The organism is Borreliella garinii (assembly GCF_001922545.1).
Lineage (GTDB): Bacteria > Spirochaetota > Spirochaetia > Borreliales > Borreliaceae > Borreliella > Borreliella garinii.
In genome coordinates this window covers 19,191-33,335 of record NZ_CP018744.1, presented here as the reverse complement: position 1 = coordinate 33,335, position 14,145 = coordinate 19,191, and the positions used below count along the sequence as shown (strand labels likewise).

At 27.8% G+C, this 14,145-nt stretch carries 6 protein-coding genes and 1 pseudogene; 3 read left to right on the top strand and 4 right to left on the bottom strand.

Going from position 1 to position 14,145, the window contains the following annotated elements; genetic code table 11:
* Positions 1 to 55 precede the first annotated feature (55 nt).
* Together BLA33_RS00090 and topA are read right to left on the bottom strand one after the other, a co-directional pair.
* Positions 56 to 2,527: an ATP-dependent RNA helicase gene (locus tag BLA33_RS00090; protein WP_029346634.1), complete on the bottom strand. Its 2,472-nt coding sequence runs from the start codon at positions 2,525 to 2,527 to the stop codon at positions 56 to 58.
* A 2-nt stretch (positions 2,528 to 2,529) separates the two neighbouring features.
* Entirely contained in the window at positions 2,530 to 5,079 is a 2,550-nt protein-coding gene (gene topA, locus BLA33_RS00085) for a type I DNA topoisomerase (RefSeq protein ID WP_075226283.1), read from the bottom strand.
* A gap of 74 nt (positions 5,080 to 5,153) precedes the next feature.
* On the opposite strand from topA, the gene BLA33_RS00080 reads away from it, so the two are divergent.
* From BLA33_RS00080 to BLA33_RS00070, 3 genes and pseudogenes are all read left to right on the top strand, one after another.
* Entirely contained in the window at positions 5,154 to 6,395 is a 1,242-nt protein-coding gene (locus BLA33_RS00080) for an exonuclease SbcCD subunit D (RefSeq protein WP_075226282.1), read from the top strand.
* Positions 6,382 to 9,222, top strand: coding sequence for an AAA family ATPase (locus BLA33_RS00075; protein ID WP_075226281.1), 2,841 nt, complete (start codon positions 6,382 to 6,384; stop codon positions 9,220 to 9,222). The genes BLA33_RS00080 and BLA33_RS00075 overlap by 14 nt, the downstream gene beginning before the upstream one ends.
* A gap of 33 nt (positions 9,223 to 9,255) precedes the next feature.
* Positions 9,256 to 10,193 (top strand): annotated as a pseudogene (locus BLA33_RS00070) (ROK family protein).
* 3 nt (positions 10,194 to 10,196) lie between these two features.
* On the opposite strand, the gene BLA33_RS00065 reads toward BLA33_RS00070, so the two are convergent.
* Both BLA33_RS00065 and ileS read right to left on the bottom strand, forming a co-directional pair.
* Entirely contained in the window at positions 10,197 to 11,018 is an 822-nt protein-coding gene (locus BLA33_RS00065; RefSeq protein ID WP_075226280.1) for a hypothetical protein, read from the bottom strand.
* Positions 11,012 to 14,140: an isoleucine--tRNA ligase gene (gene ileS / locus BLA33_RS00060; protein ID WP_075226279.1), complete on the bottom strand. Its 3,129-nt coding sequence runs from the start codon at positions 14,138 to 14,140 to the stop codon at positions 11,012 to 11,014. Before ileS ends, BLA33_RS00065 begins: the two co-directional genes overlap by 7 nt.
* Positions 14,141 to 14,145: the final 5 nt, after the last annotated feature.

Below are 14,145 nucleotides of genomic sequence, written 5' to 3'. Positions count from 1 at the left end.
AATAATATTTGATTATTATCTTTTCTATTATAATAAGACTTTCAAGGGCTAGGTTTTAGAAAAAGTAATTTAATTTTTTGTAAACTTTATTTATTAATTTCTTTATAAAATGTAACTTTTGTATGTATTCTTTGTTTTCTATTAGGCTTTTTATGCTTTCCATAGATTCTTCTATTGCCATTATGAAATTTTGTTTGGGTTTTAGTCTAAAATTTCCCAAGTGATCTGTTTCTAATGATAAAAAAAGAGCAATTTTTTTTGAGGGAGAGCTTATAAATTGCATTGTGCTCTCTAAAAGATTTTTCATCTTTTCAGGTTCATCAATGCTTACATTGTTTGTTTCATATTTTTTTATACAATGCCAATTTTTTCCCATGCCTTTCACTATTTCTATAATTTCTAAAAATTTTTTATTACTGAAAACTGTTACATTTTTATGTATCAATTGTATTTTAATTTTTTTCAAATCTTCATTATTTTGAGTATTTAATTCGTTTTTCGAAATCATTTCTTTTAGTACTTCTAGGCTAATTTTTATTACATAGATGTTATTTTTGAACTCTGCTTTGAAAATTTTTTTTCCTATTTTGATTTCATTGATAATTTTTGTTTGTTTGGTATTTGTTATTTGGCTCTCTTTGGTGTGCATGTTTTTATGTTGAAACTCTTCATTAAGGTTAATATCATCAATCCATTCTTTTTTTAAGACGCCGATGGATCTTGCATACATTTTTGTAGTTTCTATAATTTCTCCTGCAACGAAATATTTAACAGAATCGGTACTAATAAGTGATCCGGGATGAATTATTACGTTTTGGGCTTTGATGGTTTTATATTTCTTTTTTGAAGTTTTAAAGCAAATATAATCTCTCATTCCCCTCATTATTGATTTTAAATATCCTTCGTTATCAAGAACACCTTTTTGTATTATTGGTATATTTAATTTGCTAACAATGTTTTCAAGTTGCATTTGCACATTTACTATTTCTTCAAGTCCTTTTAGATCTAAATAATTTTCCTTTGTGAAAGCCTCTTTATTTACAGCTTTTTTAAAATCTTCAAAGATATTAATAAACCCAATTAAATCTCCCATTGGATTTTTATATTTTAAGTGAGCTTGTCTGGCTTCCATCTCTTCATTTTGGGGTAGTAAAAAAATACCACTTGTGGACAAAAATGACAAACCTATTGTAGTTTGATAGATTGCCTGTGGGTAATTTATCATTGCTTCAACTAATGCTCTTGAATGTGCTGGCACTAATGGGAATAGTATCATATATTTTCCAATTTCTGTAAGTTCGTTTTTATTGTTTATGGCATCTAGAGATTTTAATATGTTGCTTGCGGTTTGAATCGAATGCTTTGATGGTTTTGATATAAAGTCAAAGTGAGTAAAATCCCTGATTCCAATATCTGCCATTCTTAGTATTACCTCAGATAGGTCTGTTCTATATATTTCTTCTTTTTGATAATCTTCTCTTAGTTGATAATCTTCTCTTGTGTAAAGTCTGTAGCAAGTTCCTTTTGAAAGTCTTCCTGCTCGACCGGCTCTTTGAGTTGCTGATGATTTTGAAATTGGAACTTCTTGAAGCGAATAGGTATGAGTTTTTGTTTGGAATTTATTTGTTTTAACTTTTCCGCTATCGATTACTATTTTAATATTTTCAATTGTGATTGAAGTTTCTGCAATGTTTGTTGACACTATTATTTTTCTTTTATTTTTAGGAGTAGCTACAAATATTTGCTCTTGAGCTTCTTTAGACATTCGACCGTATAAAGGGCATATTATTAATTTTTTTTTTGAGTTTAATTCTTGCAATTCTTTTATAGTTTCTTTTATTTCTTTCTCTCCAGATAAAAATATAAGAATATCTCCTGCTTTTTTTTCTTTTATTGCGTTTGAGACAATTTCTTTTATTTTTAATATCATTCCTTTTGATGTGTTTAAAAGAGGGGGATTGTATATTATTTGTACTGGGTATGCAATAGTTTCAATGCTAACAACTGGTGCATTGTTGAAATATTTTGAAAATATTTTTGTGTTTATTGTAGCAGATGAAATGATGATTTTAAAATCGTCTCTTTTTCTTGAAATGTCTTTAATAAGACCTAATATAAAATCGATGTTTAAACTTCGTTCGTGTGCTTCGTCTATTATGATTACGTCATATTCATAAAGCAATGTATCTTTTTTTAGCTCTTGCAGTAACACTCCGTCAGTCATTAATTTGATTTTGGTTCTTGGACTTGTAATTTCTTCAAACCTTATTTTATAACCAACTTCTTCTCCAAGGTTTACACCAATATGCTTGGCAATATATTCAGCTATTGATATTGTGGCTATTCTTCTTGGTTGAGTTACTCCAATTTTTCCTAATTTTGCAAAACCCGCTTCATATATTATTCTTGGTAGCTGGGTGGTTTTTCCACTGCCTGTTGGACTTTCAACAATTAAAACATTATTTTTTTTTAATACTTTGATTAATTCATCTTTGTATTTATAAATTGGGAGTTTGAAATCATTCATATTCATAACAAACTGAATACATACTTCTCATTTATTTCGTCAAGATTAATGTTATCAGGCAAATCAATTTTCTTTCTCTTAATTTTAGCATAAAATTTGTCGTTTTTTTTGTAAATATATATTTTGTTGCCAATTTTGTTTTTAGAAAATGTGATCGTTTTAACGATTATGCCCACTTTATTAACTCTTTCATTGAGTAAGCTGATAGCTCTATCTAGCGTTATATCATATGCTTTTACATCTTTTTTTAGCGAGCAAGCAATACTTCCGCTTTCAGTTTTAATATAATCTCCAAAAACGCCAGTTGCAGCAATGATTTGTTCATTAGTTTGAGGATGCTTGCCGATCGGTTTTGGTAGTGAGAGCAATTTTAAAGCAAGCTCTAATGTTATGTTTTCAGGATCAATTTTTTTAGTTGATGCTTTTTTTGCTTTTATTATTTTTAATTTTTTAGGTTTCCCCTTTTTTGTATATTCTTGAGGAGCGTAAGTATCTTCTCCAAGTTGTACAATGTTTCCATAAATTGTATTTTTGAAAATTACATTAAGTCCTGTTAAAGGATCAACACCAAGTATATTTGGTTTTAGTTCTTTTTCATTTATTATTTTTTCTATTTCATCTTTTTTGTACAAATTTTCTAATGGAGTTGTTGCGTTGATTGAGTAATTATGTCCTTTGAATATTAAATAAGGCCCATATTTGCCAATGTTTATTGTATAATTAATGCTATTATCTTTATTTTCTACGTTTTGACTTTCAATAACAGTTCTAAATTCAGAGGAATTAATTTTAGGCTCTAGTTGCATTACTGTATTTTTTAGCCCTTTTTTTCCATTATAGAATTTGCTTAGATATTTTATTTTATCTAGCTTTCCTATTGCTATTTTATCTAATTTTTCTTCCATATTAGAGGTGAAATTTAGCTCAATTAGTACTGGAAAATATTTCTCAAGAAGATTTATTACAGCAGCCCCTTTTACGGTTGGTATTAATGTGTTGTTGAGTTTGAATGCATATTCTCTTTCCAAAAGTGTTGATATAATTGTAGAATAGGTGGAAGGACGACCTATTCCTTCTTTTTCCATTTTTTGCACAAGAGATGCTTCTGTGTATCTAAATGGAGCTTTTGTTTCGTGCTCGCTTGTTTTCATTTTAACTATATCAAATATATCTCCTTTTTTCATTAAGTCAAAATTTATGTTAAGATATTCATCTTTTTCTTTAGTATGCTTAAGGAATCCATCAAAAATTACTTTCGTAAAACTTGATTTGAAAATTAAGTGTTTATACTTAAAAGTCAGTTTTATATTTTCTTTTATTGCATCTTTCATTCCAGAAATAATGGTTCTATCCCATATTATTTTGTAAATTTCTTTAGCAGTTTCGCCTTCTATTTCTATGTTTTCGTTTGGAATAAACATTTCAGAAGGCCTTATTGCCTCATGTGCATTTTGAGCCATTTTTTCTTTTTCATAAATTCTATCTTTTTCCTCTACATATTCTTTCCCGTATTTGTTTTTTATTATTTTTGTTATTTTGTCTCTTGCAATTTTAGCAATATTATGAGAGTCTGTTCTCATATAGGTAATGTATCCGTGTTCGTAAAGTTTTTGAGCGTGTTGCATAATCTGCTTTGTTCCAATTTTAAGGCGCTTATTTATTTCTTGTTGAAGTGTGGATGTAGTAAATGGCTTTGGAGGAGATATTTTTATTTTTTTAGTTTCTATTGAAATTAATTCAATTTTTTGTCCATTTTTCAATTCTTTTTCAAGCTCGATCATTAAATTTTGGGTTATTATTATTGTCTTGTCGCTATTTTTAAGTTTTCCAGTTTCGTTTATAAAGTCTTTACCCTCTGCTATATTCTTACCGTCAATTTCTTCTAATTTTGTTTCAAATAGTAAATCTTTTTTGTCGTGTTTACATTGAAGTAAAATTGAATAATAATTGGCCTTTTTAAAATTTATTCTAGTTTTTTCTTTTTCTATTAACAATTTTAATCCAACAGATTGTACTCGCCCAGCAGAAAGTCCATAAGCTACTTTTTTCCAAAGTAACGGAGAGATGGTATATCCGTATAGTCGATCTAATATTCTTCGAGCTTCACCGGCATTAACAAGGTTTATATCTATATTTCTAGTATTTTTTAGTGATTCGGTTATTGCAGTTTCTGTGATTTCGTGAAATATCATCCGTTTATAATTTTTAATTTTTAATACTTCTTTTAAGTGAAATGCTATGGTTTCTCCTTCTCTGTCTTGGTCGGTTGCAAGATATATTTCATTGATTGTTTTTACCAATTTTTTTAGTTTTGATACAATTGGTTTTTTATTGCTAGGAATAATGTAAATTGGATTAAATCCATTGTTATAATCTATAGAAATATTTGCCCATTCGTATTTTTTATATTCTTTGGGAACTTCTTTTGCATTATTTGGCAGATCTACTATATGTCCAATGCATGCTTCTACTAGGAACGAGTCATCAAGAAACTTTTTTATTGTTTTAGCTTTTGTTGGTGATTCAACTATTATCAATTTTTTATTTTGCATAAATTCCTTATGTTTATATATTGTATTATAATATATAAACATAATTTAAGAATTAAAAAAAGTGAGAGTATTTTGTGAGCAATTATAAAATTTTGCATACTTCAGATTGGCATATTGGAAAAAAAATTGAAAATTTTTCAATACTTAAGGAACAGAGAAAATTTCTATCTTTTCTTTTAGAATTTATTAAAAAAGAAGAGATAGATCTTTTGCTTGTTGCTGGAGATGTTTATGATTCCAAGAGGCCCGGATTTGAAGAGCAAAAATTAGTAAATAATTTTTTTTACGAGCTTTCTTTTACTTCTTGTAAATGGTGTGTGGTTATTTCTGGAAATCATGACAAAAAAGATTATTTAAGTATTAATAAAAAACTTCTCTCACGGTTTAATTTTTTCTTAATCACAGAATATGATTCTGATGAGCAAATAGTTTTCTTAAAAGATAATGAAAATCTTAAGTTTATTGTTGTTTGCCTTCCACACATAAATGAAAGGCTTATTTTGGGGCAAAATTTTGACAATATTTTTGGATTAGAAGATCAGTCTTCCAGCAAACTATTTCTTGAAAATTTAGAAAATGCTTACAGAGAAAAGATATCAAGTTTATCTAATTTTTTAGAAACCAAATATAAAGGAATTCCTAAAATATTAATGGCGCATTCTTTTTTTGGCAGCAGTAAAAAGATTGATACTTTGGGGGGTAGTTATATTATCCCTTTTAATGTTTTTGGAAATGCTTTTTCTTATGTTGCTCTTGGGCATGTTCATAAATTCATGAAACTAAAGGATAATATTGTTTATTCAGGATCTCCTATGCAATATTCATTTAATGAGACTCATGATAAATATATAAATGTTTTGCATTTTAATCACAATAAATTAATCTTACAAGAAGCATTTCCTGTGCCGATTTTCAATAAATTAATCTTTGTTAAAGGTTCTTTGAATGAAGTTCTTGACTTTTTTACTAATTTCAAGAAAGAAGAGTCTTTTACTATTTATTTGAAAATCGAACTTAATGAGGCGGTTGATACTAGTGCTGAGGAGACTATTTATGATCTGGCAAAGCTTAATTTTATAAATTTAGTTTCTATTTCCTATTCTTTGCTCTCAAGTCAGGATTTACAAGACGATTCCAGCTTTATTGGAGAACTCGAAGTGCTTGAAATGGATGAAAAATATTTTTTTGAAAAAAAATTGAAACGAGATTTTGAGAATGGTGTTATTAAGGATATTAAATTTAAGGAAGAAGAGCTTATTTCTCTTTTTAACGAGGTTTTAGCTAAAGGATATTTGGGCGAATATGAGGATAAATAAGCTCATATTTAAAAATATTGCTTCTTATAAAGGTGAGCATGAATTAAATTTCGATACTCTTTTTTTAAGGCAATCAGGTATTTTTTTAATTTCTGGCAATACCGGATCAGGCAAAAGTACTATTTTAGATTGCATAACTTTGGCGCTATATGCTCGTGTTTATAGGCTTGGAAAAAAAATTGTAGATATTATATCAAAAGGGGAGACTAGTGCTTACGTTAAATTAACATTTACTATTTCTGGGAAGATTTATGAATCTTTTATTGAGCTTAATGTAAAAAATATAGAGACTCCTAAGAATATGTTGCTTAGTTGTTTTTTTGATAATAGAATTATTGAGGGCCGAACTGATGTTTTAGAGCATATTAAAAGTCTTTGTCGATTAGACTTTAATCAGTTTTGTCAAACTGTAATTTTACCACAAGGTAATTTTCAAGAATTTTTAACATCAACTCCTAAAGAGAAAACCGCAATAATTGATAATATTTTTAATTTAAAAAAATATGATAATTTGGAATTTTATTTAAAAAGTGACTTTGAGCTTACAAAGTTTACTATAGATAAATTATTAAATTCTGAATCTTATGAAAAATCAATCCTTGATTATGATGAGAGGGAATATAAATCTCTTAAGGATTATTTAGATTTAGTTGATATTGGTCGATTAGAAATTGATCTTGAAAATATTAGAAGAGCTATTTCTTTGTGTAATCAGGCAATAGCTTCCAATGAGAGATATTTAGGCTTGGAAATTGAAATGTCTTCTTTAGAGGATCAATTATCTTCTCAGATTGAATATCAAGATTCTTTAGAGATGGACTATTCTCTTCAAAAGAAATTAAAAGAAAATTTGGACTTGGATCGAGAAATTTATTTGTGTTCAGATTTTTGGAATTTGAAAAATCTTGTTGCTATGCAAGGCGAATTATTTAATGATAGCAAATTGCTTGATTTGGAGCTTTTAAAAGTGATAAACAATTTAAAAGAAATTAAAGATTTGGATAGTAATAATTTTAATTATATTAAAGAACTTTACAATAAAAATTGTAATATTTTTAATTTGAGATCTGTTAAGAATGATCGTCAAAGCTTGATTTTAAGAAAAAATAGTCTTGAAAATAAAAAAAAATCATTATTGAAGTCTCAAAGTAAGAAAAATGATGAGATTAAAAGTATTTCTTCTGAGAAATCTAATTTCGATTTTGATAAATATGTTTACTATGAAGCATTGAAATTATTCCAAACTTTTAACGATGAGATTATTTCAAAATATAGAGATAGGTTGGAATTTTTATTACAATCTACTGACAAAGAAGATTGTAATAAAAATAAGGAAAAAAATATTATTAAGATTGATTTGTATAAAGAGTTGTTAAAATACCTTAATGATAAAAATTTTTCTATTGAGAGCGATAAAGAGAAGCTAAAATATATTGAGATTGAATATAAAAATTATCAGCATAAAGATAAATTGTCGGTTTGTAGTTTGAAAGAGCTTTACATTTTAAATTCAAAACTTCATTTAATACAAAATCAAATTGATGAACTTAAATATCAGCTATCTTGCAGACAAGAAGAAATCTCTAAGCAAGAGATTAATGCTCTGGAATTTAAAAAGAATAATGCTGAAATTTTAAGATTGATTGGAAAAAAATTATTTGATAAATACATAGATTATTCTGACAGAGAAAAAATTTTAGCATTTGAAAATAAATTGAAAAGGCTTGAACAATTTAAGGTTAAGGAAAAAGATTTAAAAATTGAGATTTCCTTAAAAAATCAAAAGTTTGATCAAAATCTTTTAAAGATTAAAAGTTTATTATTAAAACTTAATTTAAATTTAAGTTTTAGTGACTATTCTTCTTTAGAAAGAGAATTTAATGTTATTTTGGCTAGGCAGAAAAATATAGAAAATGAATGGAATGGGCTTGTTTTAAATCTTAAAGATTTAGAAGATTTAAAAATTAAAACTGAAACCCAAATTAAATTTATAAAGGAATCTATATTGACTTTAAAAGCGAGATTAAACGAAGAGAAAAATAGTTTTATTAACATAGTCTCAAATTTAAAAAGCGTTTTTTTCAGTTCATTTTCTTTTGAATCAGAAACTGTTTTGGAACAAATTAATAAGAATAGTCTTTATTTCTTACAAAAATTAAGTTTATCAATTAGTTCTAAGCTTGAATTTTTATCTAGAGATATCGAAAAGTATAAAATAAAGCTTTTAAATTTTGAAACTCTTCAAAAAAAGATTAATCAACAAAAAATTAATTTAGACGCGTTAAGAGGAGAATTAAATCTTGCCAAAGAAAGGAAAGACAAGCTAGATGTTTTAAGGAAGGTGGTTATTAGATCTTCTGGATTGAAATATTATGTTCAAACTTTTTTAATTAATGATATTTTAAGGCTGGCAAATGAAAAGTATTTAAGGTGGATTTTTCCTGATTTTGAGCTTAAAACTAACAAAGAGAGCAAGGAGTTTGATTTTTTAATTGAAGACAAAAAAGATGTTAATAAAATAAGAACGGTAAAAACTTTATCTGGAGGCGAGAAATTTCTTGTATCTTTAGCCTTGTCTTTAGCTTTATCTGATAAAATAAGAGATAGTGAGTTAAAAATAGAAGCTTTTTTCCTAGATGAAGGGTTTGGAAATCTTGATGAAGATACTTTGGCTCAAGTTATGCCTAAGCTTTCTAAGTTTCAAATGATGACCGGACGACAAATCGGTATAATTTCCCATGTTTCTTATTTGAAGGAGATGATTAAAGCACAAATAGTGATAAATAAGATTTCTAAAATTTCTTATATTGATATGGAAAATTTATGATCATTTATGTACAATTAAGCTTTGAGGATAAATATGAAACGTTATTTGGCAATTGATATTGGTGGAACTAGCACTAAATATTCGCTTGCAGATTCAAGTGGTGTTTTTTTTGATAAAAATGAAATAAGCACAGGTGCTACTTCTGATGAACAATTAAATATTTTAGTTAATCTTATTGATTCTTACAAAAAATCAAATGATATATCGGGGGTTGCAATTTGTATTCCTGGATTTGTTGATCTTAAGGGGAATGTCATTAGAGTAAATGCTATTTCTGGCTTTGTTAATTATCCTTTAAAAGAAAAGTTAGAATTTTTAACTGGGTAAGTATAGAGATTGAAAATGATGCTAATTGTGTAGCCTTAGCAGAAAAATTTAAAGGTAATGCTATTGATTCTAATGATTTTATTGCTATAACCCTTGGCACAGGAATTGGTGCTGGAATTTTTACAAATGGCAAACTTTTAAGAGGAAATTCTTTTATGTCCGGAGAGGTTGGATTTATGATTACTAGAGGCATTAGCAATAATATTCCTTTTAATTGTAGATGGGAAGCCATTTCTTCTGTTTCAGCTCTAAGGAAAAGAGTTGCTATGCGCTTAGAGAAGCCTTTAAAAGAGGTTTCAGGAGAGTATGTTTTTAATCTTGCTGAGAATGGAAATATTCATGCCAAAAATGAAGTTGACAGATTTTTTGAGAATTTATCATTTGGTATTTTTAATTTAACTTTTATTTTAAATCCTGAAAAAATTTTGATTGGAGGAGGAATAAGCGCAAGGCCTGATTTAATAGATAGAATATATGAAAAATTGGAAAATTTATGGTCTTTAGAAATGGCTTTTATTAATAATAATAATATAAAAAATCTTGTAACACTTGAGCCTACTAAATTTAATAATGAATCTGGTAAAATTGGAGCTTTGTATCATTATTTTACTTGCAAAAAGCAAAATAATGACTCTTTTTATTAGGGGTTAGGTTTGAATATTTGAAGCTAGTTTTGCTATAAAGTTTTCAACGCTAGATTTTTGAATATTAAATTCTATTTCTACTGTGTTTTGGTCTTTTGTTGTAGCCTTTATGTGGCTTGATATTGTGAGATTAGTAGTGCTTGTCAAGATAGTTGGAATTAACTTTTTTGACAATATTTTTAGTATTGATGGGTTATTTGTTTTGAGCAAAGATTTAAAAATATATTCGTTTTGATTTAGGCTGTTTATAGACAGAGTTCCACTGCTAAAAGGGATTAAGTTTTTGCTTGCTATTTGGTTGGGGAGCAGTAATGTTGAATCTTGAATCCAAAAAAACATTTCATTTTTTTCTACTTCCTTAATGTATTTTGTTGTTAGTATATTGTTTTCTTTCAAGGTTTTATCTTTTTGATTTATTGTAATACTGGTTCTAGCTCTGTTTGGGGTAATATATACGTTTAAATTTTTAAGTTTCCATTTTGGACTTGTAAATATATTCCCTATTGATTCTGTATTTCTATTTTTATGAATTCCCCAGAAAATATCTTTTGGGAAGTTACCCATTATTAGTAGAGCAAAGTCGTTATTTTCTTTTTTATAGCTAAAGTATAAATCGCTTATAAGTCCTAGAATGGATTTATATTTAGGACTTAAAGAGTTGTAAATAGATCTGTTTTTAATTAAATTTACATGGGCATATAAATTCGCATCGGGCAAAAGTTCCATTAAGTAATTTAGGTTTTGTTTTGGAGGACTGTAAGACAGACTGGTGCATCCTACCATGAGGCATGAAATGGCAATTATTTTTGTTAATGTTTTTAACATTTTTCAATTCCTATTATTGTAAATATGTCATCGTCTAGGTTTATTTTTTTTTCTAGTTTACTTTTGTTTAATATGATATTTAAAGCCAATGTTTCAGTTTTAATATATTTTTCAAATTTATTTAGTATTTCTTCCAATGTTGCATTATTTTCTATGTATAAATTTATTCTATCGCTAACATCAAAATTTTTTTCTTTTCTTAAATTTTGTACCTGTCTTACAAATTCTCTTGTAAGTCCTTCTAAGTATAATTCTTGTGTTATTAGTGAATCTATTCCTATTGTAATAGATTCTTCATTGATTACTTTTAAGTTATCTTTTTCTTCTCTTTCTAATATTATATCATTTAATGATAAGTAATACTTTGTATTATCTACTTTTATTTCATGAGATATTCCATTTATTATTTTTATTATGTCTTCATTTTTTAGCTTGCTAATTTCAATAGATACCGTTTTCATATCTTTTCCAAGCTTTTTACCAAGTTCTTTAAAGTTTGCTTTTGCTTTGTAATTTATAAGCTCCTCTTCGTTAGATTTTATTTTCATTTCTTTTGCATTTATTTCATCTAATATTATTTCTTGCATCTCTATTAGCATATTTTGTTCATTTTGATTTTTTGTGACAACATATATTGTGCTAATAGGCATGCGTATTTTTATATTGTGTAATGATCTGAGTGATCTTGCCATTGAAGTTATTTTTCTTGCGAGATTTATTTTCTCTTCAATTGTTTTGTCGATGAAATTTTCATTTGCTTTTGGATAATCGTTAAGGTGTATTGATTGCTTGTCTTTATCGGTTTTTAAATTTTGATAAATCTCTTCTGTTATAAATGGAATAAAGGGCGCAAGCAAAATCATTAAAGTTTTGATTGCATAATATAATGTTTCGTAGGCATCATTTTTATCTTTATCGTTTTCTGATTTCCAAAATCTTCTTCTAGATCTTCTTATATACCAATTATTTAATTTATCTATAAATTCAAGTAAAGATTCTATTGATTTTGTTAAATTATATTTGTCTATTTCTTTATTTAGTATTTTTTTTAGGCTTTCAAGTTCGCTTATGATCCATTTGTCAAGATTATTGCTTTTGACTAAACTGAGATTTTTTGCAGGTTTAAATTTATCAATTATTGCATAAGTTGTAAAAAAGGAATAAGCGTTCCAAATGGGTATTATTATGTTTTTAAGAACATCTCTTACTCCATTGTCGCTATATTTTAAATCATCAGCCTTGACTACAGGGCTCATTATTAAATAAAGCCTTAAGGCATCGGCGCCGAAGGTGTTTATTACTTCCATCGGATCTGTATAATTTTTAAAGGATTTTGACATTTTTCTTCCATCGCTTGAAAGCACAAGTCCATTTACAATGACGTTTTTGAATGCTGTGTTTTCAAAAAGAGAAGTTCCTAGGATTGTAAGAGTATAAAACCATCCTCTTGTTTGATCTAGGCCTTCTGCAATAAAGTCAGCAGGAAATGTGTTTTTAAAATTACTTGCATTTGCAAATGGATAATGATTACTTGCGTAAGGCATTGCTCCAGATTCAAACCAGCAATCTAGAACTTCGCTTGTCCTGATAAATGTGCCACCGTCTTTGCTTGGCCAGGTTATTTTATCTATTTTATCTTTATGTAAGTCTTCGATTTTTTGACCAGATAGCTCTTCAAGCTCTTTTTTTGATCCAACGCAAATTTTTTTTCCTGTTTTTGAGCATATCCAAATTGGAATTGGATTTCCCCAAAATCTGTTTCTGCTTATTGCCCAATCCTTTGCATTTTCTAGCCATTTTCCAAATCTTCCTTTTTTTAAATGAGCTGGCATCCAATTAATTTTTTCATTGACTTCTAAGAGTTTGGTTTTTATTTTTTCTACATTTACAAACCACGAGCTTATTGGTCTATAAATAATTGGGTAGTTTGTTCTGTAACAAAATGGATACCTGTGAAGATAGTTTTCTCTTTTGAATAAAAAATTGCGTAATTTTAGGTTTTCTATTATTTTTTTGTCAGCATCTTTTACAAAAAGTCCTTTAAAATCTTTTACCCTATTTGTAAATTTACATTCAGCATCTAAGGGATCTATTATATCTACATTTGTGTGTTTTTTAAGTACTCTGTAGTCTTCTTCTCCAAAAGGCGCAATATGAACAATTCCTGTTCCATCGTCAGTTGTAACATAATCGGCTGTGTGGACTTTGAAAGCTCCTTTATCTTTTTGTTCTAAAAAGTAGTTAAAAATAGGTTCATATTCTATGCCTTGAAGCTGGCTTCCTTTGAATTTTTCTATAATAGTATATGCATTTTCATCATCAAAATAGCTATTAATCTTTTTTGATCCAAGTATTAAAACCTCTTCTTTTTTTTTGTCAAAAATTTTAGAATACTCTATTTCTTTTCCTACCGCAATTCCAAGGTTTGAGGGCAATGTCCAAGGGGTGGTTGTCCATGCTAGTAGGTATTCGTTTTTATCTTTTATTTTAAATTTTATTGTTAATGAAGGGTCATTTACTTCTTTATATTCTCCAAGATTCACTTCGAAGTTTGAAAGTGGAGTTGCAAGCTTTGGAGAATAGGGGAGTACATAATAACTTTCGTAGATTAACCCTTTGTTATAAAGATTTTTAAATACCCACCACACAGATTCCATGAAGCTTATATCCATAGTTTTGTAGCCTTTTTCAAAATCTACCCATCTTCCAAGCCTCAAGATTATATTTTTCCATTCTTCTGTATATCTAAGTACTATTTTTTTGCATTCTTTGTTAAAATTTTCAATGCCATAATTTTCTATTTCGTATTTGCCAGAAATTCCCAATTTTTTTTCTACTTCGTATTCAACAGGTAGTCCGTGAGTATCCCACCCAAAATTTCTTTTAACATATTTACCTTTCATTGTTTGATATCTTGGAATTATGTCTTTTATTGTGTTTGGAACAAAATGTCCAAAATGAGGAAGTCCTGTTGCAAAAGGTGGTCCGTCATAAAATGTAAATTCTTCACATCCTTCTCTTTGCTTCATTGATTTTTCAAAGATCTTGTTGTCAGTCCAAAATTTTAATATTTTTTCTTCTATTTTAGGAAAATTTGCCTTGTTTTCTACTTTTTTAAACATATTAT

What these genes read in the sequence shown, in the direction of transcription:
- BLA33_RS00090 (WP_029346634.1), bottom strand. Translation starts at nt 2,527, where the DNA reads ATGAATGATTTCAAACTCCCAATTTATAAATACAAAGATGAATTAATC.
- topA (WP_075226283.1), bottom strand. Translation starts at nt 5,079, where the DNA reads ATGCAAAATAAAAAATTGATAATAGTTGAATCACCAACAAAAGCTAAA.
- BLA33_RS00075 (WP_075226281.1), top strand. Translation starts at nt 6,382, where the DNA reads ATGAGGATAAATAAGCTCATATTTAAAAATATTGCTTCTTATAAAGGT.
- BLA33_RS00065 (WP_075226280.1), bottom strand. Translation starts at nt 11,018, where the DNA reads ATGTTAAAAACATTAACAAAAATAATTGCCATTTCATGCCTCATGGTA.
- ileS (WP_075226279.1), bottom strand. Translation starts at nt 14,140, where the DNA reads ATGTTTAAAAAAGTAGAAAACAAGGCAAATTTTCCTAAAATAGAAGAA.